The sequence below is a fragment of the Flavobacteriales bacterium genome (assembly GCA_016715895.1).
In the GTDB taxonomy this organism is placed as follows: Bacteria; Bacteroidota; Bacteroidia; order Flavobacteriales_F; family PHOS-HE28; genus PHOS-HE28.
Genome location: JADJXH010000003.1, coordinates 1,062,195 through 1,084,977, shown reverse-complemented (window position 1 = coordinate 1,084,977; position 22,783 = coordinate 1,062,195). Strand labels below are relative to the sequence as shown.

Here is a 22,783-nt window from a genome sequence, read left to right as displayed (position 1 = left end):
CGGATCATGCTCATGGCGTTGCGCCTCTTGTGCTCCGGGATCTTCGTCTGTGCTGGAGCTAGGCCCCAACAGGGCCTGAAGGTAGCGCTGTTCGGTGCGCTTCTCCAAACCGTGGGTGGCGAAGGCCAGTGGCCCGGTCACGGGTCCAGCACCTGCTCCACCCCGGTCCCCTCCGCGCAGCGGAAATGCCCCTTCGGGCAGGCCCGGTGGCCGGTGGATGTGCTCAGGCCAGCACGGCCGAAGCGGGGTGGGCGAGGAAGGTCTCCAGTTCAAGCTCGCCCGGGCCGATGAGGAGGGTCCGGGCCGGGTGGAACGCATCGTGGAAGGCGTTCAGTCCGGAGCGTCGTTCCCGCGGGCGGCCGCTCTTGACCTCGATGGCCGTGAGCCTGCCACCTCGCCGCACCACGAGGTCCACTTCCCGATCACCCTCCCGCCAATAATGGACCTCGTAGCCTTCGTCCAGGGCCCCATGCAGCACGTGCGCACCCACGGCGCTCTCCACCAGGCGTCCCCAGCGTGCGGGGTCGCTGCGGTATTGCGCGGGCGTGAGGCCGGCCGGGGCGGTGAGGAAGGCGGTGTCGTGCACCAGCCATTTGGGGCTGCTGGCGCGTTGCCGCGCGCGCTGGCCGGCCACCTTCTGCAGCGGAGTGAGCAGCCCGGCCTGGCTGAGGAGCTCGCCATACCAGGCCAGGGTGGTGGTGTTACCGGCGTCCTGCAACTGCCCGAGCATTTTCGTCCAGCTCAGCTCCTGGCCGCTGTACGCCGAGCCCAGCTCGAACACACGCCTCAGCAGCGCCGGCTTGTCCACCCGGGTCATCTGCAGCACATCCCGGGCGATGCTGGTTTCGATCAGCGCGTCGCGCACGTACATCCGCCATCGCCCGGGTTGCCGCACCAAGGTGGCCGCACCCGGATACCCGCCGTGCACCAGATAGCGGTCGAGGTCCCAGCCGAAGGCTTCGCGCATTTCGGAGTAGGACCATTGTTGCATCCGCAGCACCTCGAAACGGCCGGCGAGGCTCTCGGTGAGGCCTTGCTGCATCAACAGGGGCGAGGAGCCCAAAAGGACCACCTTCACAGGGGTGCCCGATCGGGTGTCCTCGTCCCATCGGGCCTTCACCAGCTCGCTCCAGCGTGGGATCTTCTGCACCTCGTCCAGCACCAGCAGCGCCCCGCGCCGCCGGGTGCCCGTCGTCAGCGCCCGCGCACGGTCCCACTGCCGCGCCAGCCAGGCGGGGTGCTGCGCCTCGGGGTCGTCCGCGCTCACGCTGATGGCGGGTGTGCCCAGCAGGGCCAGGGCCTGGGCCACCAGGGTGCTCTTGCCCACCTGGCGCGGTCCGCTCACCACCTGGATGTGACGGCGGGGGCCGCTCAGGCGCTTGGTCAGGTGGCGGAGCTGGGGACGTTGGTAGTTCATTTTACTCAATGTGCTGAGTAAAATTACTCAATGAACTGAGTAAAACAAATGAGAGCGACGCAGCTGTCGGTCTCCAGGTGGCGCAGACGCGCCGCACGGGATCGCTCGTTCACGGGGCCAGTACCCGTTCCACCCCGATCCCCTCCGCGCACCGGAAATGCCCCTTCGGGCAGGCGCTGTGGCCGTGCAGGCCGCAGGGACGGCAATCCAGTTCCTCCGTCGTCTCCACCGCGCGGCCGTTGGCGCGCAGCGGCCCGAAGCCGAAGGCGGGTACCGTGCTGCAGAAGACGGCCGTAACCGGGGCGTTCATGGCGCTGGCGATGTGCAGCGGTGCGCTGTCGTTCACGTAGTTCATGGTGGCACCCTCCATCAGCGCCGCGCTCTGCAGCAGGCCCAGTTCCCTGGTGAGGTCCACGCCTCGGCCACTGGCGGCGATGATGCGCTGGGCCAAGGCCGTATCACCCGGCGCTCCGATGATGAACACCTGACGGTCCATGGGGATCGCCTGCACCAGCTCGATCCACTTGTGCTCGGGCCATTGCTTGGTGGACCACACCGAGGCGGGCGCGATGCAGACGTAGGCCATGTGCTCATGTGGCCATGTGCTCATGTGCTCATGTGGCCATGTGCTCATGTGCTCATGTGACCGTGTGCTCGTGTGCCCATCCCGCTGGAGCGGGACAGGTCGTGCCCATGTGGACAGGTGAGCACGGGCTTCCTCCCGCGCATTCGGCGTGGGGTAGAGGCGGGGCAAGGGGCGTGTGCCGTCGGTGAGGTGTTCGATCAGCGCGTTCAGGCGGTCCACTTCATGCCGCCCGTCGCCGATCACGTGCTTCACCGTGCGGGTGAAGAAGCGGCTCAAGGGGTTCTTGTCGTAGCCCACCGTCTCCCTGCCCCGCGCCAGCACGGTGATGAGGCCGGTGCTGAGGAAGCGCTGGGCGTTGATGATGTGGTCGTAGCTGGTCCGCCGCAGCGCGCGGATGAGGGCGAGGAGGTTCCTGGTCTTGTGGGTGCGCTTGTCCCACACGTGGAGCCGGTGCAGGAAGGGGTGCCCGTCGAACAGCCCTTCGTTGCCGGAGCGCACCACCAGGTCGATGGCGGCGTCGGGGTGGTGGGCATGCAGCTTCTCCAGGAGGCTCGTCACCAGCACGGCATCGCCGAGGAAGGCGGTCTGGATGACGAGGAAGCGCTTCACCGGGCCTTGGGATGGATGAGCACCTTGTCGATGCGGTTGCCGTCCATGTCCACCACCTCGCCGGTGAACTCGCCGGCCTCGATGCGGTCGCCGGCCACGGGGATGCGCTCCAGCCGGCCCAGGAAGAAGCCCGCGACGGTGGCGTAGCTGGTCTCCTCCTCGTCCATCAGGGTGCGGCCCACGCGCTGGTTGAGGTCGCCGATGAGCACCTGCCCGTCCACCAGCCAGCTGCCATCGGCGCGCTGCACCATGTGTCCGGGGTGCTCCTCGTCCTCGTCGGGCAGGTCGCCCACGATGGCCTCGGTGAGGTCGTGCAGCGTCACCACGCCCTCGAACTGGCCGTGCTCGTCCACCACCAGCGCGATGTACTGCTTGCTCTTCTTGAAGCGCTTGAGGATGTCGAAGGCCTCGGCGCTCTCGGGCACGATGATGGGGGGCACCACCACCTGGCGCAGGGTGAAGCCGGGGCTGTCCTCGTGCTCGAGCAGGTCGCGGGCGCTGAGGGTGCCTTCGATCTCGTCCACCGTGCCGCGGCACACGGGGAACTTGGAGCGCAGGCTGTGGCGCACCTGTTCCACGATGTCGCGCAGCGGCCGTGTGCTGTCGATCCATTCCACCTGGCCGCGGTGCGTCATCAGGGTGCGGGCGCGGTGGGCACTGAAGCGGAAGAGGTTCTGGTGGGCCTCGCTCTCGGCCTGGTCCAGCACGCCCTGCACGTTGGCGGTGCGGATGATGGCGCGCAGCTCCTCCTCGCTCAGCTGGTCCGAGCGGTCCTCGCGCACGGGCACCAGCTTCATCAGCAGGGTGGTGGACCACGAAAGCAGCTTCACGATGGGGTAGGTGGCCAGGGTGAACACGCGGATGATGGGCGCGGCGAAGCGGGCGATGGGCTCGGGGGCGCTGAGGGCGATGGACTTGGGCACCAGCTCGCCCACCACGATGGTGAAGTAGGTGATGCCGCCGATGACCACGGCGAAGGCGGTGTTGTGCGCGTAGGGCGCCAGGGAGGGCCAGCCCTTCAGCACGGCCTCCAGGTCGTCGGTGAGGGCCGCCCCGCCGTAGGCGCCGGCGATGATGCCGATGAGGGTGATGCCCACCTGCACGGAGCTGAGGAAGCCCTCGGGGTCGGCCAGCAGCCGCTGGATGGTGCGCCCGCGCCGGTCGCCCTGGTCCACCATCGCCTGGATGCGCGCGGGCTTCAGGCTCACGAGCGCGATCTCGCTCAGCGAGAAGAAGCCGTTGAGCAGGGTGAGCAGCAGGATGACCAGGAGCTCCATGGGCTACACGGCCACGTTGTGCTCCCGCAGGGCCTCGTTCAAGCTGGTCTTCCTGTCGGTGCTCTCCTTGCGCTGGCCGATGATGAGCGCGCAGGGCACGCCGTATTCACCGGCGGGGAAGCGCTTCGGCACGGTGCCGGGGATCACCACGGAGCGGGGCGGTACGACCCCGCGCACCTCCCTGGGCTCCGGACCGGTGATGTCGATGATGCGGGTGCTGGCGGTGAGCACCACGTTGGCGCCGAGCACGGCCTCGCGCCCCACGCGCACCCCTTCCACCACGATGGCGCGCGAGCCGATGAAGCAGCCGTCCTCGATGATCACCGGGGCGGCCTGTACGGGCTCCAGCACGCCTCCGATGCCCACGCCGCCGCTCAGGTGCACGCCCTTGCCGATCTGCGCGCAGCTGCCCACCGTGGCCCAGGTGTCCACCATGGTGTCGCTGTCCACGTAGGCGCCGATGTTGACGTAGCTCGGCATCATGATCACGCCCCGCGCCAGAAAGGCGCCGTAGCGGGCGATGGCATGGGGCACCACGCGCACCCCCAGCTGGGCATAGCCGTGCTTGAGCTTCATCTTGTCGTGGAACTCCAGCGGCCCCACCTCGAAGGTGTGCATCTGGCGGATGGGGAAGTACATGATCACGGCCTTCTTCACCCAGTCGTTCACCACCCAGTCGCCGTCGGGGGATGCCGGCGGTGTGGCCACGCGCACTTCGCCGCGGTCGAGCTTCTCGATCACGGTCTCGATGTGGTTCATGACGTCGGCATCGCGCAGCAGGTCGCGGTCCTTCCAGGCCAGTTCGATCATCTCGTGCATGGGACAAAGATGGCGAGAGCGGCTGCCCGCGAACTCAGCCCACGCACACAGTGGCTGCCCGCGAGGCCAGCCGGCGCGCACAGTGCTTGTCCGCGGACCCAGGCCAATGCGCGCGATCTCGGGGCCTACCCAAGTTCAAGCGCTGAATGGAGCTGAGATCCGTGCGATGGGTTAGTTTTCGGATACAAGCACAAGGACATGACAGCGACGTTCGAAGAATCGAAGGCCTGGCAGCGTGCCGGAGAATTGTTGGCGCTGCTGGAAACACATTTCGGAGACAGCAAGCGGTTCTGGTTCAAGGACCAGTTGCTGCGAGCCTCATTGTCCATCATGAACAACATCGCTGAAGGCCATGGGCGGCCCACAAAAGCGGATCGCAACAGGTATCTGGTCATCGCCAAGGGCTCGTGCAACGAGGTGCGATCCATGCTCCACCATGCCCGGCGGATGGAGTACATGACCAAGGCGGATGTGGAAAGGGCCTTCGGGCTTTGTCAGGAGATCGGCCGGTTGTTGTACGCGTACATGACCCCGGCTACCCGTCGGTTCGGACACCTCCCTGGCTTCGGCGGACTCCTGGTCGTCGCTAGTTGGATCGAGGTGATGCTCGCGCCATCCTCCTTTGGTGGTTGAAGATCCACCGCGATTTGGCCGGACTTGCGGGGAGTTCTGTCCAGTGTGGTGGGAGGGTGAGCTTGCGGGGAGAACTGTCCACTGTTGCGGGAGGGTGAGTTGGCGGGAGGAACTGTCCACTGTTGCGGGAGGGTGAGTTGGCGGGAGGGTGAGCTTGTGGGGAGCACTGTCCACTGTTGCGGGAGGGTGAGCTTGCGGGGAGAACTGCCCACTGTTGCGGGGGGGGTGAGCTTGCTGGGAGCACTGTCCACTGTTGCGGGAGGGTGAGCTTGCGGGGAGCACTGTCCACTGTTGCGGGGGGGCTTTTGAGGCATGGGAGCTCCACACTCATTCCCGAACTTCGCCCCGTGGGACGTGTGATGGCCATCGATCCAGGAGCGAAGCGTTGCGGGATCGCCGTCACCGATCCGGTGCGCATCATCGCCAGCGCGTTGGACACCGTGGACACGGCCGAACTGCCGGCTTTCCTGCGACGCTACCTCGCGAAGGAACCGGTGGACGGCTTCGTGGTGGGGGTGCCGCGCGGGTTGGGCGGCAGCGCCACCGACGGCACCGCTCCTGCGATCGCTGTGGTGGAGGCGTTGCGCAAGGCCTACCCGCATTGCTTCGTCGAGGAGGTGGACGAGCGATTTACGAGCGTGCTGGCCGAGCGCACCCTGCTGGCCAGCGGGAAAGGCCGGATGGCCCGGCGCGACAAGGGGCAGCTGGACCGGATCAGCGCCACCATCCTGCTGCAGGATTGGCTGAGCCGGAACCCCGGACGCTGACGGCGGCGGACCTTCCGGCCGCGTGCACCACCCGTTGACGCGCCGTATTTTCGCGCCCCGATGATCCTTCCCATCCGCGCCTACGGCGACCCCGTCCTGAAGAAGGTGGCCCAGGACATCGAGCCCGGGCATCCCGGCCTTGAGCAGCTGATCGCGGACATGTTCGAGACCATGTACGCGGCCAACGGCGTGGGCCTGGCCGCTCCGCAGGTGGGCCACAGCATCCGCTTGTTCATCGTGGATGCCTCCCCCTTCGCGGAGGACGAGGAGGGCACGCCCGATCCCGAGCACGCACACCTGATCGGCTTCAAGAAGGTGTTCATCAACCCGTACATCGTGGAGGAGGACGGGGAGGAGTGGCCCTTCGAGGAGGGCTGCCTCAGCATCCCCGGCATCCGCGAGGAGGTGTCGCGCCAGCCGCGGATCGTGCTGCAGTATCAGGACGAGGCCTTCAAGGACCACGAGGAGACCTTCGAAGGCTTCGCGGCCCGGGTGATCCAGCACGAGCACGACCACCTGGACGGCATCCTGTTCACCGACCACCTGGCCCCGCTGCGGCGCAAGCTGCTGCAGGGCAGGCTGCGCGACATCTCGCGCGGGCGCACCGATGCCAAGTACAAGATGCGCTTCCCCCCCTTGAAGACCACCCGATGAGGACCCTGTTGCTCCCCGGCCTGCTGGCCCTGCTGATCACCGCCTGCGGCGGCGGTGCGTCCGACGCACCCGCCACCGACGCCCCCGCGCAGTTGCCCGCCCCCGAGATGGGCGCGCGGATCCGGACCATGGAGGACACGCTCTTCGCGAAGACCGTGTTCGACCGGCGGGGTGCGCAGGCGCTGCTCGACGTGTACAAGGCCTACGCGAAGGCCTTCCCCACGGACAGCATGGCCCCCGAGTACCTGTTCCGCGCCGCGGGCATGAGCAAGGGCCTGGGCCAGCCGCAGGACGCCGTGCAGCTCTACGACCGCATCATCAAGGAGTATCCGAAGTGGGCCCGTCTGGCCGACACCTACTACCTGCGGGCCTTCACCATCGACGCCGACCTGAAGGAGAAGGGCCGGGCCAAGACGGCCTATGAGGAGGTGATCAACCGCTTCCCGGACCATCGCTTCGCCCAGGACGCGAAAGCGATGATCCAGAACCTGCAGTACACGGACGAGGAGCTGATCGAGCGATTCCGCCGCATGAACGACAGCATCGACGCGGCGGCGGGCAAGGCCTCCTAGACGGCGGCCTCCTGAAGCACGGGGCTCCAGCGGTGCCGCCCGCCCCGCACGATGCCGAGCGGCCTTCCGGTGAGCTGCTGACCGAAGAAGGGCGAGTTGTCCGCCCGGCTCACCGCGCCGGCCTTCTCGTAGGTCCAGCTCAGTTCCGGATCGAAGAGCGTGAGGTCGGCCGCCGTGCCTTCCGCCACGTGCTGCACCGGCAGCCCGAGCGCCTTGCGCGGGCCGTGGGTGAAGCGCTCGATGATGCGCCGCAGGCTCATGTGGCCCTTCAGGGCGGTGTTGGCCACCGCGAAGGCGGTCTCGATGCCGCCCATGCCGAACGCGGCCTGTCCGAACTCCACCTTCTTGTGCTCGATGTCCTCCGGACGGTGGTCGCTCACGATCGTGTCGATGGTGCCGTCCTTCACGCCTTCGCGCAGGGCCTCGATGGTGGCGGCATCGCGCAGGGGCGGCATCACCTTGTACACGGTGTCGAAGCCGCGCAGGCAGCCATCGTCCAGCAGCAGGTGGTGCGCCGCCACCGAGGCAGTGATCGCCAGCCCTTTCGCCTTGGCCGCCCGCACCAGGGCCACGCCTTCGGACGTGCTGACGGTGGTGGCATGCAGGCGTGAGCCGGCGTACTCCAGCACGGCGATGTCGCGCGAAAGGCGCACCTGTTCGGCCAGCGGAGGCACGCCGCGCATGCCCAGCCGTGCGCTCAACGGCCCCTCGTGCATCTGCCCCTGGCCCAGCAGGTCGGGGTCCTGCGGAAAGGTGATCACCGTGCCGCCGAAGACACGGGCGTATTGCAGGGCCAGGAGGAGCAGCCTCGGGTTGCGCAGCGGCTCCTGGTCGTCGGTGAAGGCCACCGCGCCGGCCCGGTGCATGTCGTAGAGCTCGGCGAGCTGCTGGCCCAGCAGGCCTTTGCTCAGCGCACCCAGCGGCATCAGGCGCACGAGGTGGCCCTCGGCCTTGCGCAGCAGGTGTTCCACCCGGCTGCTGTCGTCGATCACCGGCCGCGTGCTGGGCAGCACCGCGACGGCGGTGAATCCTCCGGCGGCAGCGGCCTCCAGTCCGTTGAGCACACCCTCCTTGGGCTCGTCACCGGGCTCACGGAAGTGGGCCCGCAGGTCGATCCATCCGGGTGAGGCGTGCATGCCGGGTCGCCGCAGCTCCTGCGCATCGCCCTTCGCCAAGCGCTGCCCGATGCGGGTCACGCGGCCGTCCTCCACGAGCACATCCACATCCTGCCCATGGGCGGGCCCTCCGGGATCGATGACGTGCACCTGGCGAAGCAGCAGTCGGCTCATGGGTTCGTTCGGATCAGGATGGTCTCCACGGCGAGGAGGAGCAGGACCAGTGCGATGAACCACGGCCACAGCTTGGTGCCTCCGTCCACCTCGTTCAAACTTAGCACGGTGCCCACTTGCGGGGCGTCCAGCACGCGGTACGCGGTGAGCCCGCGCTGGGCCAGCTGCTCGCGCAGCTCCTCCACGGGCATCAGGTCACGCGAGGCCTCTGACCGGTCGTTCACCAGGGCGAGCATGGCCACGGTGTCCGTGCCTTGTGTCACCGCGTACGGCCCGGCCTGCAGGTCGTCGCCCCCGAGCATCAGTTCGGTGCCCCTGGTACCGCGGCGTGTCTCCGCCACCCACGAACGCCCTTCGGGCCCCCAGAGGGTGAACCCGGCCTCGCCGGCGGGCGGCACGCCCGGCAACGGAACCTGTTGTTCGGTCCCCAGCACCTGGTACAGCGGGCCCGAACCGCGGCTGGTCTCGGCCATGCGCAACAAGGTGGTGACGAACAAGGCATGGCGGATGAGCCCCCCACCGGCGTCGGTGAGGGGTGAGGCACCCACCAGCACGCGGCCGTCGCCCGAGGAGGAAAGGGCCAGGTACGGCTGTCCGTCCACCGTGCGAAGAAGGGCGGTGGTGCCCGGGGGGGTGCGCAAGGCATACCGAAGGCGCACCGCAGGCAGGTCCACGTTGCGCGGCAGGTGGGTGAACACTTCGCGATAGAAGGGCAGGTCGAGGTCGATGCGGTCCACCGCGAGCGCGGTGGTGTCACGGGCGCCGAAGGATCCGGCGCCCAGCGCGGTGAGCAGGGCGTTGTGATCCGCCAACGGCGGCTCCGCGGGCGGGAACAAGGCCACGGAAGCCCCGGCGGCCACGCGCTCGCGCAGTTGCTGGGCCAATCCTCCAGGGATGGAGGCGGTGCCGTTCAGCACCACCAGGTCGGCCTCCTCCACCTGGGCCGGTTCCACCGCGCGCAGGTCGACGGCGGTGACCACGTAGCTGCTGTCGCTGCGGAACACGGCCTGCAGGGCTTTGTCGCCGTCGGGCAGCGCGCCGCCGATGAGCAGCACGCGGATGCGGTCCACCACCGTCCAGGCGATGGGCAGCACATCGTCGAACACGATGGGCGGGTCCTGGATGCCGAGCTCCCCCCAGTGCGGTCCGGCGCCCAGTTGCGTGAAGCGGAGCACGGTGTCCACGGCGGAGGTCGCACGGACGGCGAAGGTGCCGAGGGCCCGCACGGTGCCGTCCACGGTCAGGCGCACCGGGATGTCGGTGAGGTCGGCCGTGCCGTGGTTCGTGATGCGGAGATGCAACACTTCGGGCCGGCCGGCGCGGCGCACCGGGCCCTCGAACCACGCCGAATCGATGCTGAGGTCGGCCGCTTCGCCGGGTTGGAAGGGCACGATGAGCACGGGCATCAGGGTGTCGTTCGTCCATTCATCCAGGTCCACCGCATGGCGTTGCAGGTCGGTGAGGAGGATCCTGCGGCGCCCCTGCTCATCGCCCCGCACCAAGGCCTCGCGCTGGCGGGCGAGCACCTGGGACAGGGGCCGGGCGAAGGGTCCGGCCTCCACGCGCGACACGGCCTCCAGGGCATCATCGCGGCCCACCAGCACCTGCTGCCGCGCTTCGTACCGGTTGGTGAGCACCTGGAACCGGTCCGTGGCGGCCTGGGCGCCGATGATCTCGCTGGCGGCCTTGCGGGCCTGGTCGAGCAGGCGGCCGCCGGCGTTCTGGCCGTCCATGCTGTAGCTGTCGTCCACGAACACGCTCACGGCCTGGCGGCCCGCCACGGCGCCGGTGCCCGACCCGCGGAGCACCGGCTGGGCGAAGGCCAGGACCAGGGCGGCGAGGGCGGCGCACCGCACCGCGAGCACGACCCAGTGACGCACCTTCTTCATGCTCCGGGTGCGACGGGTGACCTCCTCCAGCAACCGGACGTGCGTGAAGTCGATGCGCTTGAAGCGCCGCAGTTGGAACAGGTGGATGAGGACCGGGATGGCCAGGGCGGTGAGCGCCCACAGGAAGGAAGGGTTCAGGAAGGTCATCCGGTGCGCAAAGATGCGGCGGATGGACCGCCCGCCCGCCCCCGGGCCGCACGACCGGTCCTTTCGCGCCTGCCGCCGCTGTCAAGCCTTCCGGTCCGATCCAGGGTGTTCCCGGTCGATGCTGCGACGTAACTCATCGAAGGGTGCCTGCGTAACAGCCGCGCAAAGCTCGACGACCATGAACGCGCCCCGTCCTCTTCTCCTCGTGATCAGCATCGCAAGCCTGCCTGCCTTCGCGCAGTTCGGTGGCGGACATGAGTTCACGGTGGAGGGCCCGCAGAGCCTGGAGCTCGTGGACCTTACCAACGACGGTGCGCGCGACCTCCTCATCGGCAGCCGCAACGGCCTCGTGGTGCACGTGAACCTGGGTCAGTCCTTCGGCCCGGCGCAGAGCTGGAACACCACCGACGTGGTGGGCCATGCGACCGATGTGGACGGCGACGGCTGGATCGACATCGTGGGCTGCGACGAGCAGGGCAATACGATCACCTGGTACCGCAACGTGGGCACCTTCGGCCTCGGTCCCGCAGAGGTGGTGGGCAACGGTCCCACCGCGTTGGCGATCGCTTCGGGAGACCTGGACGGCGATGGCGACATGGACCTGCTGATCACCACCACCACCGGCCAGCTGCGCTGGATGGAGAACACCAACGGGCTGGGCCAGTTCAACCTGGGCGGCATCGTCGCCGGTCCGGTATCGGCCGAACGCGCCGAGGCCTTCGACCGCGATGCGGACGGCGACCTGGACGTGGTGTGGAACGACCCTCTGACGCACGAGCTCCGCTGGTGCGAGAACCTCGGCGGCGCCTCCTTCGCCTCGCCCGCCGTGCTCGGTGCGGTGGGCATCGGAGCCCCGCGCGACCTGGACAATGACGGCCTCGTGGACCTGGTGATGGCCAGCGCCCCCGACCAGCAGCTGCAGTGGCAGCGCGGCCTGCCCAACGGCTTCGCCCCGCCCCAGCCCCTGAGCGCCGCCTCGGCGGTGAGCGACCGTGTGCTGGTCCAGGACCTCGACCTCGACGGTGACCTGGACGTGGCCGTGGCCTCCAACACCCTCGATGAGCTGGCCTGGTACGAGCACCTCGATGGCCAGGGCACCTTCGGCCCCCGCCAGGTGATCGCCACCGGGATCGTGGATCCCCACCTGCTGGTGGCCGGTGATGTGGACGGCGACGGTGATGCCGAGCTGTTCACCGCCTCGGTGACCCAGTACCGCGTGGTGTGCTTCGACAACCTGGCCATCGCGGGCAACAGCATCGTGGGCCGCGTGTTCAACGACGTGAACGCCGACGGCATCTTCAACGGCAGCGATCATGGGCTGTACAACATCCGCGTGGAGGCCACCGACGTGCCGGCCACCTTCACCAACCACAGCGGCATGTACAGCTTCAACGTGATCCCCGGCCCCTACGCGGTGTGGCTCCCGCCCGTCACCGGCTGGACCAACACCACGCCCGACCTCTACAACGTGACGGTGACCGCCCAGAACAACACGGCGCTGGAGCGCGACTTCGGCCTGCATGCCGATCAGGACGTGGTGGCCCTGGGCCCTGTGCTGACACCGGGCGACATCCGTTGCAACGAAGTGGTGCCGTACTGGATCACGGTGTCGAACACCGGCACGGTGACCGCTGATGTCACGGCCGCCCTGCACCTGGACCCGCTGAGCACCTTCGCCGGTGCCATCCCCGCGCCGGACGCCGTGGTGAACGGGGTGCCCCAGTGGACCTTCGTGAACGTGCCCGCCACCCACACGCGCCAGATCCAGGTGCTGGTGGTGATGCCGGACGAGAACCATGTGGGCGAGCAGCTCGATGATTCCCTCGCCGTGGTGGCCTTGGTGAACGGCGTGGCCCATCCGTCCTCGGCCACGGTGGACAGCGAAGTGGGCTGCGCGGTGGACCCCAACGACAAGCAGGTCCTTCCTCGTGGCACGGGACCGGAGCACCTCACCGACATGGGCAGCACCCTGGTGTACACCATCCGCTTCCAGAACACGGGCAACATCCCGGCAGGTCTGGTGGTGCTGGTGGACACCCTCGATCAGGACCTTGACCTCTCCTCGCTGCGCGTGCTGGGTTCCAGCCATGTGCACACGGTGGCCCTGAGCGATGACGGCCTGCTGGTGGTGACCTACCCCGACATCCAGCTGCCGGACAGCGCGAGCGACCCGATCGGCAGCCAGGGCTATTTCACGTTCAGCATCGACCATCACGGCGGATTGGCCGAAGGGGCCACCGTGCACAACACGGCCGCCATCCACTTCGACCAGAACGCGCCCATCATCACCAACACGGTGCTGAACACGCTCACCTTCGGGACGGTGGGGGTGGAGGAGCTCGCGGCCTCCGCGCCGCCCGCCATCACCGTGGTGCCCAACCCGGTGAGCAGCACGGCCACCATCCTGCTCGATGGGTCGTTCCAGGGCCGGGTGGAGCTGGTGCTCGTGGATGCCTCGGGCCGCGAGGTGCGCCGCCTGCAGCGCCGGTCGACCACCGTGGTGCTGGACCGCAGCGGCCTGGGCGGTGGCCTCTACATGCTCCACGCTCGCGACGAGGCCGGCCACGCCGCCACCGCCGCGGTGCTCATCGAGCGCTGAGCGCCCGGTTGACGCCGAGCCCGAAGAGCGCCAGGTCGTACTTCACCGGATCCACAGGGTCGAGCTGGCGGAGGTTCTCCGTGAGCTCGACCACGCTTTTCCAGTCGTCCTGAGCGCGCGTGAGCAGCCCCAGCTCGCGCGCCACCCGCCCCGTGTGCACATCCAGCGGAACCATCAGGTCCGACGGCCGGATGCGGGTCCACAGCCCCAGGTCCACGCCTTCCGCGGAACTGCGCACCATCCAGCGCAGGTACATGTTGATCCGCTTGGCGTTGCTGCCGCGCGAGGGGTCGGCCACATGCTTGCGCGTGCGCGCCATGTGCCGCGGCTCGAAGAAGCGCCGCTTGAACCGGGCGATCGCCGTTCCCATGTCGCCAACGGACCCATCGTCGAGGAAGGCCTCCTCGATGCCTCCGTACGTCCTGCGCAGATGGCGCAGGCTCCGAACGAACTGCTGCAGGTCGCCGCCGTTGAAGGTGCGGTGCACGAACCCGGACAGGCGGTCGAGGTCCCTGGCCGAGGCCTCGTCCACGAACGCGCCGGGAGCCCCGTCCATCAGCCGCACCAACTGCCAGGCGTTCGCGATGATGGTGCGCCGCTGACCCCACGCGATGGTGGCGGTGAGGAAGCCGATCACTTCCGCATCGTGCCGCGCCGTGAACGACCGTGGCACCTGCAAGGGGTCGCTGTCGGCGAAGACCGGCGTGGCAAAGCGGCGATAGGCACCTTCGAGCAGACGCCGTACCCGCCCATCGGGATCCTTGTTCGCCACGGCGCAAGATGGCGACCGTCCGCTACCTTGGGTGCACCATTCCGTCCCCGATGCGCATCATCGCCTTGTCCACCGCCCTGTTCGCCCTCCTGGCGCCCGTCACCGCCCAAACGCTGTGCAGCGCCCAGGGCAACGTGATCCTCTACTCGAACTACGACGGCGGTCCGCTGGTGATCAACGTGGACGAGAACATTCCCGACCTGCGCGTGGGCATCGTGAGCTACGAGTTCGTCAAGATCGTCTTCACCGGGCCGTTCGCCGGCAACGTCACCCAGGTGATCTATGCGGGCTACAACGGCAGCAACGACCATTGCGGCATCGGCTCGGGCACCAGCGTCACCATCAACGGGGCGCCCAACGCGGTGACCGATGTGCGGTTCGCACCCCCGGCCACCTTCGCGAACATCAACGGGAATGGCAGCATGATCTGTGCCTACTCCTGCGACATCAACTCCAACCAAGGGGGCTGCAACACGGCCGATCAGGTGGCCCATTATTTCCTCACGGAGTTCGGCGGGATCCTGCGGTACCACCTCACGCAGTACGGGTGCTGGACGGGCACCCAGGCCGTTTCAGCCGGAGGCAACTGCTGCGAGGATCCGCTGGCCACCTCCCTGCCGGACCACGCGGAACCCTTGCCGTTGCAGCGCACGGGCGACCGGTTCGAACTGTGTGAAGTGGCCGGGGTGCGGGTGGTGGATGCTTCCGGTCGCGTGGTGCTGGAGCGCACCGCCTCGGGCGGTCGGGTGGTCTTCGACGTCACCGGCTGGAGCCCGGGCAGCTACATCCTGATGGAGGCTGCCGGTGAGCGCGCGGTGCGGTTCGCGGTGATGCCCTGACGCGGAATGCCCCGCACCAACCGTCAAGGACGGTCCACCTTGATGAAGCGGGCCTGCAGGGGTCGCCCGTCCGTGCCGCGATACCGCGCGCTGTACGCTCCTGCCGGCAGGTCTTCGATCCACAGCCCGGACCCGCCCTGGACCACGCGCCGCCAGGTCCTTCCCAACGCGTCGGTCAGTTCCACATCGAACGACGCGCCGGACCCGGATCCCGGGAGGTGCAGCACGTCCATGGCCGGGGAAGGGTAGGGGTGCACGGTGCGCTCGTGGGATGCGTCGACATGTCCGGTGCTTCCGCATTCCGGTGCGGTCGTTACGATCCTCGGAACGAGCGTCAGTACCTGCGAAGCGGACTGGATGCCGGGGAGCGCGGTGAGCGCCGGACCTGGAATGGTCTGCACGGCCAAGGTCCCCTGGACGATCGTCGCGGTCAGCATGCTGTCACATGCCGGTCCGGCGATCGGGTCGAACCGTTCACGGGCGTGCGGTGCGCTCGTCCATGTGGTGTCCGGCAGGACCCGTGAGACCAGATGGGCGCCATCGTTCCCCAAGCCGAAGCCGAAGACACTTCGCGTGAGGCCATCGCTGAGCTTGTACGCGCTCAACAGATCGGCATTGGGGTCGAGATGAACGAACGCATGGTCGGGTCCCATTCCCGCGAACATCCAGAAGGTGCCGTCCGGCGCGCGTTGCACATCGCGCAGATGGATGTTGCCGCCTGCCGTGTAGGAACGTCCCGCCGTCGCCTGGCCCTGCGCATCGATCAGGATCGCGAACATCCCACCGGGTCCGTTGGGATCGAGGCCCTTGCCGAACAGCCATGTCCCGTTCGGGCCGGGCAAGAGCGCGCAGGGATCCCCGCCCACCTGGAAGACGTCGTGCTCGATGCCGGTGGCGAAGTAGCGCACCCACTGTACGCTGCCGGTGGCATTCACACAGAGCACCCCCAGGAGATCGGTGTATCCGAAGCAGAGCCACAGGTCTCCGTTGGGCTGCTCCAGCATGTTGTAGGTGATCTTGTCCAGGGAGTTGAACCCGGTGAGGTTGCCCGGCTCGGGGTACCTTTTCGTCCAGAGCAGATTGCCGTTCAGGTCCAGCTTCGTCAGGTGAAGGTCGAAGTCGCTCCCCGACATGAGCACACTGCGCCATCCAAGGGCCGCACAGTTGCCGTCCGCGGTGAGGATGACGTCGGACACGGGCATCCCCATATCCCTGCTCCACACGAGGGCGCCAAGGGTGTCCACCAGCGCCACGGCCCCGTGCGACGGGTACCAGCCCTGCACGGCGCAAAGCAGCGTGCCATCGCCGAGGTCGTGCACCGCACCGATCCCGGTCTCTCCGATGCCCCCCAGGTCCACCTGGCGCCCCCATACCAGCTGGCCTTGCGGGTCCAGCAGGCCGAGGGAACCGAAAAAGGGCGCGGACGCCCCGGCGCCGAAGAACACCGTGGAGCCGCTCGGCAACGGCTGGAATTGCTCGCTGGTCGCAGGGTACTGGGCGTGCACGTACCGGTTGTGGAACAAGGACTGGCCAAGGACGAGTTGGTGGCAAAGGCCGATCAGCGCAAGCAGGCCGAACGAGGGACGGGATGCGGTCATGGTCAATGGACGTTCGATCACGGGGCGGGTGGCCTCGTCGCGGGAGGGAAGGCCCGTCGGCCCTGCGCAGCCTCGTCCACCGTGGCCTTGATGCGTTTCTTCCGGGTCTCCGCGGTCCGGGCCGAACCGATCCAGGTGAGGAGCATCTTGCGGGCGCTCGGGGACAGGTTGTCGAAGTAGGTCCGCGATCGCGCGCGCCGGTCGAGCGCCCGGGCCAGGTCCGCGGGCATCTCCAACGCCTCCGCGGCGTCGAGCGTGTTCCAGGATCCGTCGGCCTTCGCCGCATCGACCTTGGCCCTGCCCGCCGCGGTCATCCGGCCTTCGGCCTCCAACCGCACGATGTGTGCCTTGTTCAGCTTGCTCCACACGCTGCGGGGCTTCCGCGGCGACAGGTAGAGCATGGTGCGCTCCGCATCGAGCTTGCGCGGCAGGCTGTCGATCCAGCCGAAGCAGAGCGCTTCATCCACCACCTCCGCATAGGACACATGCTTGGTCGGGGTGGACACCTTCCACCGCACCAGCCAGATGCCTTCGGTCCGTCGGTGGTGCTTCTTCAGCCAGGCCCTCCATTGCGCGCGGCTCGTCACCTCCACGCGCTCCAGCCCATCGAGCTTGGTGCTGCGCTTCATCGGCCCATGCCCGGCAGTTCCATCACCTGATAACCGTCCAGGCTGAAGACGCCCGCATCCACCGTGCCGATGACCAGGTCGTGCACCGTGCAGGTCACCCGGTCCACGCCGTTGGCATCCACCCATTCGAATTCCAGCGGGAAACCCTGGACCTCGCTCATGCGCCGGGTGAGCCGTGGATCCCCGGTGCCCGCCACCCGCTGGAGGTCGGCGAAGGGTGCCCGCAGGTCCCGGGCCACCCAGCCGGTCCACACGCCATCGGCACTGCGGGCGATGACCTTCACGCACGAGTGCCCGTCGATCGTCCGGGTCTCGGAAGTGATCTCCACCCGGGGTACCTCGCCCTGACCCGGATCCGCCAGCACCACCTTCTTCTTTCGCATCTTCATGGCCATGCGTGCGCCCTGGCCCTCGGGCATCAGCATGTACTGCCATTTGCCCTTCAGGTCCACCAGGCTGCGCATGGCCGGGTTGCCGGGGGATGCGGCCTCGGCAAGGACCTGGTCGGCGCTGCTCCAGTAGCGCAGGGTGGTGGGGCTGGTGCCCTCCTCCACGTTGTTGCGGTACAGCCGGGTCTCCATCCGGAACGAACCGATGAAGCTGTTCGGGGTGAACGGGTCGGTGTCGTCGACCACGCTGATCCCTTCACCAAGGGGAACGGTCCCTGGGAGGCCGGGTGGCATCTGGGCCAGGGCGGCTTGCGCGGCGATGTGGCCGATGGTGAACAGCAGCGAACGCAGGTGGTGCCTCTTCATGGCGTGGAGGTGTACCGCGAAAGTAGCGGCGCCAGCAGCGTGGTCCAGCGAGCGTAGCCTTCCGCGTTGAGGTGCACGCCGTCGTAGCTGAGAGCGGGATCGATCATTCCCTCTTGGGCGAACGCATCGTAGAGCGGCAGCACCTCCGCCCCGATGCGGTCCGCCTGGTGGTGGATCGTTGCGTTGCAGCGACGGACCTGCTCGTCCATCCCCTTGTCCGCCGTGGGCAGCAGCTCGTCCACCAGGATCGGTGCCGAAGGATGCTCGGAACGGAGCGTATCCAGGAGCGCGGCCAGGTCCGATCCGAACCGCTCCACCGGCCTGCTCTTGAACAGGTCGTTGATGCCCACATGCACCACGATCAGCGCCGGTGCAGGTCCGCAGCTGAAGCGCACGCGCCGGGTCACGTCCTCGACGGTGCTCGCGCTCACGCCCCGGTTCACGACGGGCAACTGCGGGAACAGCTCGGTGAGCGGATAATGCTCCAGGTGGCTGTCGCCCAGGAAGACGATGGCGCCGCTGTCCGGGATCATGCGTTGGAACAGGGCGTTGCGCGCCTGTTGCCTGTCGCCGGTGAACCGGTGCATGCCTTCCGGACCCCGCCAAGCCTTTACCGCCAGGTAGCCGGCGTTCGCTGCGGCCAGGCCGATCAGCAGGCCGAGCACGATGCGGAAACTGCGCCGGGAGGGACCGGGCCGTGGGTCGGGCATGGGACCAAGGTAGCGGCCTCAGATCACCCCGTCCCGCATCACCAGCTTGCGGTCGGCCATGTCGGCCAGCTCCTCGTTGTGCGTCACGATCACGAAGGTCTGGCCGAGCTCTTTCCGCAGGTCGAAGAAGAGCTGATGAAGCTCGCGTGCATGGGCGCTGTCCAGGTTGCCGCTGGGCTCATCGGCGAGCACCACACTGGGGCTGTTGAAGAGGGCCCGGGCCACGGCCACGCGCTGTTGCTCGCCGCCGCTGAGCTGTGAGGGCTTGTGCCGGGCGCGCGCCCCGATGTTCAGCCTGTCCAGCAGCTCCTTGGCGCGCGGCTCACAATCGGCCATGCCGCGTCCGGCGATCAGCCCCGGCATCAGCACGTTCTCCAGCGCGGTGAACTCGGGCAGCAGGTGGTGGAACTGGAACACGAAGCCGATGTGCCGGTTGCGGAAGGCGCTGAGGGCCTTGCTGCCGAGCTTGGTCACCTCCGCATCGCCGATGGTGAGGGTGCCGCTGTCGGCCCGCTCCAGGGTGCCGAGGATCTGCAGCAGGGTGGTCTTGCCCGCGCCGCTGGCGCCCACGATGCTCACCACCTCGCCCCCGGCCACGTGCAGGTCCACGCCTTTGAGCACCTCCAGGGGGCCGAACTTCTTCCGGATGCCGGTCGCCGTGATCACCGCCCCAAAGGAAGCATTCCGGAGCGGGGTTTACTTTCGCCCCGCCAACGCACGCACCTTCATGAACCTCCACGAGTACCAAGGCAAGCAGATCCTCCAGCAATATGGCGTCACCGTCCAGCGCGGCATCGTGGCCTACAACGCCGACGAGGCCGTGGACGCGGCCAAGCGGCTGAGCCAGGAGACCGGCACCAAGTTCTGGGTGGTGAAGGCCCAGATCCATGCGGGCGGCCGCGGCAAAGGCGGCGGCGTGAAGCTGGCCAAGAGCACGGACGAGGTGCGCGAGAAGGCCGGCGCCATCATCGGCATGATGCTGAAGACGCCGCAGACGCCCCCCCAGGGCAAGAAGGTGCACAAGGTGCTGATCGCCGAGGACATGTACGCGCCCGGTGCCAGCCCCACCAAGGAGTTCTACATGAGCGTGCTGCTCGATCGCGCCAGCGGCCGCAACATCATCATGTACAGCACCGAGGGCGGCATGGACATCGAGGAGGTGGCCGAGCACACCCCGGAGAAGATCTTCAAGGAGAGCGTGGACCCCCGCGTGGGACTTCGCCCCTTCCAGTGCAACAAGATCGCCACCAACCTGGGCCTCACCGGCACGGCGAAGAAGGAGATGGTGAAGTTCGTGGCCGCACTGTACAGGGCCTACGAGGGCTGCGATGCGGCGATGTTCGAGATCAACCCCGTGCTGAAGATGAGCGACGACCGCATCGCGGCGGTCGATGCCAAGGTCCGCCTGGACGGGAACGCGCTCTACCGCCATCCGGACTACGTGGAGATGCGCGACAAGACCGAGGAGGACCCCATCGAGGTGGAGGCCGGCGAGGCAGGCCTCAACTACGTGCGCCTCGACGGCAACGTGGGCTGCATGGTGAACGGCGCCGGCCTGGCCATGGCCACCATGGACATCATCAAGCTCAGCGGAGGCGAGCCGGCCAACTTCCTGGATGTGGGCGGTACGGCCGATGCGGCCCGCGTGGAGAAGGCGTTCCGCATCATCCTGAAGGACGAGCGCGTGAAGGCGATCCTGGTGAACATCTTCGGCGGCATCGTGCGCTGCGACCGCGTGGCGCAGGGCGTGGTGGATGCCTACAAGAACATCGGCGACATCAAGGTGCCGATCATCGTGCGCCTGCAGGGCACCAACGCCGAGGAGGCCAAGAAGCTGATCGACGCCAGCGGTCTGAAAGTGCTGAGCGCCGTGGCCCTCCAGGAGGCCGCCGACCGGGTGAAGGAGGTACTGGCCTAGGTCGGCACACCGGTTGACGCCCTGGGCACATGCGCCCATGAGGCTCACTCCCGCGCCGCCATGCCGTTGTGCATGAAGCTGCGGAGCCTGTCCACATCGCCCGCCAGCCAGAGCAGGTCGTCCTGCTGAAGCACCATGGCCCCGTCGGGGTTGGGGATGCGCTGGGCATCGCGCTCCAAACCGGTCACCAGGGCATGGCCTTCCGTGCGGATGCCGCTGCTGCGGATGGTGCGGCCGATCAAGGGTGACCGGGGCAGCACGCGGTACTTCACCAGCTTCATCTCACACCGGTCCGGGGTGGGCATGCCGCTCGCCTCGGGGCTTTGGCTGAGCGCCGCGCCCGCCGCTGCCAGCTGCTCGTCCGTGCCGATGAGCACCAGGTTGTCGCCGGGCATCAGCCGTTCCTCGCGGCCGGGCACCTGGATGGTGCGGTCGCCGCGTTCGATCAGGGCGATGTTCACCCCGTGCCGTTCGCGCAGCGCAAGCTCCTCCAGCGTGCGCCCCACGGCCACCGAGGTCGCCGGCACCTCCACCTCGGCCAGGTGAAGGTCCCACGGCGCCAGCTCCGGCCGGTCGGGTCGCTTCCCACGCTGGTGGTAGTTGATGAGGAAATGCTTCTCCAGCCGTTGGTAGAAGGCATGCATGCTTCGCCGGAAGAGCACGACGGCGACGATCATGAGCAATACGGTCGCCAGCAGGCCCGGGCCCGCACCGAAGAACCGGTTCACCAGCAGCGACAGGAGCACCACTGCCGCCACGATGCGCACCCCTTCGATCATCACCAGGGGACCGCGCAGCGCGCGCCGGTTCAGCCACAGGTGCCGGTAGGCGGCCCGTTGGATCCTGCGGAAGGTCATGGCCCACACCACGGGCAGCAGCACCGCGAGTGTGATCGATCCGGCCACCAATGCACCGGAGCGGGCACCCAGCCGGTCCGTGGACCAGGGAAGCAGCTCGCGCTCGCCGATCAGGATCACCGTAACGCCCAGCAGCGCGAGCACGCTCACGTTGAGCGCATAGGCCTGAAGCAGCTTGCGCCAGTCGCTGGTCACCCGCACCTGATCCGTCTGCTGCGCGTAGCGGTCTAGGGCCGCCACCCAGGAAGGCGGAAGGCTGCGCGTCAACCAGGCGGCGACGCCTTCCGAGCCACGGATCATGTAGGGGGTGATGAAGGTGGTGAGCACCGACACGGCCACGGCGATGGGGTAGAGCTTGGGGCTGGTGACGCCGAGGGTGAGGCCGAGCGTGGCGATGATGAAGGAGAACTCGCCGATCTGCGACAGGCTCATGCCGGCCTGGACGGCACGCTTCAAGGGTTGGCCTGCGAGGAGGGCCCCGGCGCCGCTGCTCATGGGCTGGCCAAGCAGGGTCACCAGGCTGATCGCCAGCACCGGCGCCCATTCGTCGCGCAGCACCCCTGGGTCCAGCAGCATGCCGACCGACACAAAGAAGATGGCCCCGAACAGGTCCTTCACGGGCCGGGTGAGGTGCTCGATGCGTTCCGCCAGCACGGTCTCGGCCAGCACGGAACCCATGATGAAGGCGCCGAGCGCCGCGCTGAACCCCGCAGCCACGGCCAGGCTCGCCATCGCCAGGCAGAGCGCGACCGCCACCACGAGCAGGGTTTCGTCGTTCATCAGCCGGCGGGTGCGGTTGAACAGCGTGGGGATGAGGAAGATGCCGCCACCGAACCACAGCGCCAGAAAAAGGGCCAGCTTCCCCATCTCCAGGAACAGCGCGGTGCCCGCGAACTGGCGACCGACCGCCAGCGTGCTCAGCAGCACCAGCAACAGGATGGCCACCAGGTCCTCGATCACCAGTGCCCCGATCACCAGCCGCGCGAAGCCCCGGGTCTTCAGGCCCAGCTCGTCGAACGCCCGCACGATGATGGTGGTGGAGCTGATCGACAGGATGCCCCCCAGGAACACGCTGTCCATGCCGCTCCAGCCGAGCAGCTGACCTGTCGCATAGCCCGCGCCCAACATGAACAGCACCGTGGTGATGGCGGTGACGGCCGCTGCGCCGCCCACCTGCGCGAGCTTCTTGAAGCTGAACTCCAGACCCAATCCGAACAGCAGGAAGATGACACCGATCTCCGACCAAGTGCGGATGTTCACCTCATCCGTCACGGTGGGCATGAACTTCACGTGGGGGCCGACCAGGAAACCGGCCACGATGTAGCCCAGCACCAACGGTTGCCGGATCCGCTTGAACACCAGGGTGGTCACCGCCGCCACGGACAGGATCAGTCCGAGGTCCTTGATCAGGGGAGGCAGAAGGCTCATCGGGCTCAAGATACCCCGC

General features: G+C 67.9%; 20 protein-coding genes. 7 read left to right on the top strand and 13 right to left on the bottom strand.

The window, feature by feature from the left end; all coding sequences use genetic code 11:
- Positions 1-223: 223 nt before the first annotated feature.
- The 4 genes from IPM49_05030 to IPM49_05015 all read right to left on the bottom strand — a co-directional run bounded on the left by IPM49_05030 (position 224) and on the right by IPM49_05015 (position 4,708).
- A complete protein-coding gene (locus tag IPM49_05030) occupies positions 224-1,417 on the bottom strand; it encodes an ATP-binding protein (GenBank protein MBK9273890.1) in 1,194 nt (397 codons plus the stop codon).
- Between the two features lie 109 nt (positions 1,418-1,526).
- Entirely contained in the window at positions 1,527-2,540 is a 1,014-nt protein-coding gene (locus IPM49_05025) for a glycosyltransferase family 9 protein (protein ID MBK9273889.1), read from the bottom strand.
- Between the two features lie 68 nt (positions 2,541-2,608).
- Positions 2,609-3,889 carry an HlyC/CorC family transporter gene (locus tag IPM49_05020; protein ID MBK9273888.1) on the bottom strand — a complete coding sequence of 427 codons (1,281 nt, stop codon included), beginning with the start codon at positions 3,887-3,889 and terminating at the stop codon, positions 2,609-2,611.
- A gap of 3 nt (positions 3,890-3,892) precedes the next feature.
- Positions 3,893-4,708, bottom strand: a complete 816-nt coding sequence (locus IPM49_05015; GenBank protein ID MBK9273887.1) for a 2,3,4,5-tetrahydropyridine-2,6-dicarboxylate N-succinyltransferase — start codon at positions 4,706-4,708, stop codon at positions 3,893-3,895.
- 198 nt (positions 4,709-4,906) lie between these two features.
- Between IPM49_05015 and IPM49_05010 the strand changes: the two genes are divergently transcribed.
- The 4 genes from IPM49_05010 to IPM49_04995 all read left to right on the top strand — a co-directional run bounded on the left by IPM49_05010 (position 4,907) and on the right by IPM49_04995 (position 7,334).
- Complete coding sequence (locus tag IPM49_05010; GenBank protein ID MBK9273886.1) at positions 4,907-5,341, top strand: four helix bundle protein; 435 nt, start codon at positions 4,907-4,909, stop codon at positions 5,339-5,341.
- 347 nt (positions 5,342-5,688) lie between these two features.
- Positions 5,689-6,108: a Holliday junction resolvase RuvX gene (ruvX, locus tag IPM49_05005; GenBank protein ID MBK9273885.1), complete on the top strand. Its 420-nt coding sequence runs from the start codon at positions 5,689-5,691 to the stop codon at positions 6,106-6,108.
- Positions 6,109-6,168: 60 nt separating this feature from the next.
- Entirely contained in the window at positions 6,169-6,762 is a 594-nt protein-coding gene (locus IPM49_05000) for a peptide deformylase (protein ID MBK9273884.1), read from the top strand.
- Positions 6,759-7,334, top strand: coding sequence for a tetratricopeptide repeat protein (locus IPM49_04995; protein ID MBK9273883.1), 576 nt, complete (start codon positions 6,759-6,761; stop codon positions 7,332-7,334). Before IPM49_05000 ends, IPM49_04995 begins: the two co-directional genes overlap by 4 nt.
- On the opposite strand, the gene IPM49_04990 is transcribed toward IPM49_04995, so the two are convergent.
- Together IPM49_04990 and IPM49_04985 are read right to left on the bottom strand one after the other, a co-directional pair.
- A complete protein-coding gene (locus tag IPM49_04990; protein MBK9273882.1) occupies positions 7,331-8,623 on the bottom strand; it encodes a dihydroorotase in 1,293 nt (430 codons plus the stop codon). The genes IPM49_04995 and IPM49_04990 overlap by 4 nt on opposite strands.
- Positions 8,620-10,659, bottom strand: coding sequence for a BatA and WFA domain-containing protein (locus tag IPM49_04985; protein ID MBK9273881.1), 2,040 nt, complete (start codon positions 10,657-10,659; stop codon positions 8,620-8,622). Before IPM49_04985 ends, IPM49_04990 begins: the two co-directional genes overlap by 4 nt.
- 178 nt (positions 10,660-10,837) lie before the next feature.
- Between IPM49_04985 and IPM49_04980 the strand changes: the two genes are divergently transcribed.
- Complete coding sequence (locus IPM49_04980) at positions 10,838-13,258, top strand: VCBS repeat-containing protein (protein MBK9273880.1); 2,421 nt, start codon at positions 10,838-10,840, stop codon at positions 13,256-13,258.
- Here the strand turns inward: IPM49_04980 and IPM49_04975 are convergent.
- A complete protein-coding gene (locus IPM49_04975) occupies positions 13,245-13,994 on the bottom strand; it encodes a TIGR02757 family protein (protein ID MBK9273879.1) in 750 nt (249 codons plus the stop codon). The two genes, IPM49_04980 and IPM49_04975, sit on opposite strands and share 14 nt — an antisense overlap.
- 86 nt (positions 13,995-14,080) lie before the next feature.
- Here IPM49_04975 and IPM49_04970 point away from each other — a divergent pair, with 86 nt between their 5' ends.
- On the top strand, positions 14,081-14,869 hold the full coding sequence (locus IPM49_04970; protein MBK9273878.1) for a hypothetical protein: 789 nt from the start codon (positions 14,081-14,083) through the stop codon (positions 14,867-14,869).
- Between the two features lie 23 nt (positions 14,870-14,892).
- Here IPM49_04970 and IPM49_04965 read toward each other — a convergent pair whose 3' ends face one another.
- Genes IPM49_04965 through IPM49_04945 form a run of 5 tightly spaced genes read right to left on the bottom strand, consistent with a single transcriptional unit; the run spans position 14,893 to position 19,227 of the window.
- Positions 14,893-16,467: a T9SS type A sorting domain-containing protein gene (locus IPM49_04965; protein MBK9273877.1), complete on the bottom strand. Its 1,575-nt coding sequence runs from the start codon at positions 16,465-16,467 to the stop codon at positions 14,893-14,895.
- A gap of 17 nt (positions 16,468-16,484) precedes the next feature.
- Positions 16,485-17,096 carry a YdeI/OmpD-associated family protein gene (locus tag IPM49_04960; GenBank protein MBK9273876.1) on the bottom strand — a complete coding sequence of 204 codons (612 nt, stop codon included), beginning with the start codon at positions 17,094-17,096 and terminating at the stop codon, positions 16,485-16,487.
- The gene (locus IPM49_04955) at positions 17,093-17,851 is read right to left on the bottom strand and encodes a DUF4412 domain-containing protein (GenBank protein ID MBK9273875.1); all 759 of its coding nucleotides are present in this window, start codon (positions 17,849-17,851) and stop codon (positions 17,093-17,095) included. Before IPM49_04955 ends, IPM49_04960 begins: the two co-directional genes overlap by 4 nt.
- Positions 17,848-18,561 (bottom strand): hypothetical protein, encoded by a 714-nt coding sequence (locus IPM49_04950; GenBank protein MBK9273874.1) that lies wholly within the window; start codon positions 18,559-18,561, stop codon positions 17,848-17,850. Before IPM49_04950 ends, IPM49_04955 begins: the two co-directional genes overlap by 4 nt.
- Before the next feature lie 18 nt (positions 18,562-18,579).
- Entirely contained in the window at positions 18,580-19,227 is a 648-nt protein-coding gene (locus tag IPM49_04945; protein MBK9273873.1) for an ABC transporter ATP-binding protein, read from the bottom strand.
- Positions 19,228-19,288: 61 nt separating this feature from the next.
- Between IPM49_04945 and sucC the strand changes: the two genes are divergently transcribed.
- On the top strand, positions 19,289-20,479 hold the full coding sequence (gene sucC / locus IPM49_04940; GenBank protein MBK9273872.1) for an ADP-forming succinate--CoA ligase subunit beta: 1,191 nt from the start codon (positions 19,289-19,291) through the stop codon (positions 20,477-20,479).
- A 44-nt stretch (positions 20,480-20,523) separates the two neighbouring features.
- On the opposite strand, the gene IPM49_04935 is transcribed toward sucC, so the two are convergent.
- On the bottom strand, positions 20,524-22,764 hold the full coding sequence (locus IPM49_04935; GenBank protein ID MBK9273871.1) for a cation:proton antiporter: 2,241 nt from the start codon (positions 22,762-22,764) through the stop codon (positions 20,524-20,526).
- Between the last annotated feature and the right edge of the window lie 19 nt (positions 22,765-22,783).

Bases quoted from the DNA above. Each gene is read 5' to 3' on its own strand.
- IPM49_05030 (MBK9273890.1), bottom strand. From the start codon at position 1,417: ATGAACTACCAACGTCCCCAGCTCCGCCACCTGACCAAGCGCCTGAGC.
- IPM49_05020 (MBK9273888.1), bottom strand. From the start codon at position 3,889: ATGGAGCTCCTGGTCATCCTGCTGCTCACCCTGCTCAACGGCTTCTTC.
- IPM49_05015 (MBK9273887.1), bottom strand. From the start codon at position 4,708: ATGCACGAGATGATCGAACTGGCCTGGAAGGACCGCGACCTGCTGCGC.
- IPM49_05010 (MBK9273886.1), top strand. From the start codon at position 4,907: ATGACAGCGACGTTCGAAGAATCGAAGGCCTGGCAGCGTGCCGGAGAA.
- IPM49_05000 (MBK9273884.1), top strand. From the start codon at position 6,169: ATGATCCTTCCCATCCGCGCCTACGGCGACCCCGTCCTGAAGAAGGTG.
- IPM49_04995 (MBK9273883.1), top strand. From the start codon at position 6,759: ATGAGGACCCTGTTGCTCCCCGGCCTGCTGGCCCTGCTGATCACCGCC.
- IPM49_04990 (MBK9273882.1), bottom strand. From the start codon at position 8,623: ATGAGCCGACTGCTGCTTCGCCAGGTGCACGTCATCGATCCCGGAGGG.
- IPM49_04985 (MBK9273881.1), bottom strand. From the start codon at position 10,659: ATGACCTTCCTGAACCCTTCCTTCCTGTGGGCGCTCACCGCCCTGGCC.
- IPM49_04980 (MBK9273880.1), top strand. From the start codon at position 10,838: ATGAACGCGCCCCGTCCTCTTCTCCTCGTGATCAGCATCGCAAGCCTG.
- IPM49_04970 (MBK9273878.1), top strand. From the start codon at position 14,081: ATGCGCATCATCGCCTTGTCCACCGCCCTGTTCGCCCTCCTGGCGCCC.
- IPM49_04965 (MBK9273877.1), bottom strand. From the start codon at position 16,467: ATGACCGCATCCCGTCCCTCGTTCGGCCTGCTTGCGCTGATCGGCCTT.
- IPM49_04960 (MBK9273876.1), bottom strand. From the start codon at position 17,096: ATGAAGCGCAGCACCAAGCTCGATGGGCTGGAGCGCGTGGAGGTGACG.
- IPM49_04955 (MBK9273875.1), bottom strand. From the start codon at position 17,851: ATGAAGAGGCACCACCTGCGTTCGCTGCTGTTCACCATCGGCCACATC.
- IPM49_04950 (MBK9273874.1), bottom strand. From the start codon at position 18,561: ATGCCCGACCCACGGCCCGGTCCCTCCCGGCGCAGTTTCCGCATCGTG.
- sucC (MBK9273872.1), top strand. From the start codon at position 19,289: ATGAACCTCCACGAGTACCAAGGCAAGCAGATCCTCCAGCAATATGGC.
- IPM49_04935 (MBK9273871.1), bottom strand. From the start codon at position 22,764: ATGAGCCTTCTGCCTCCCCTGATCAAGGACCTCGGACTGATCCTGTCC.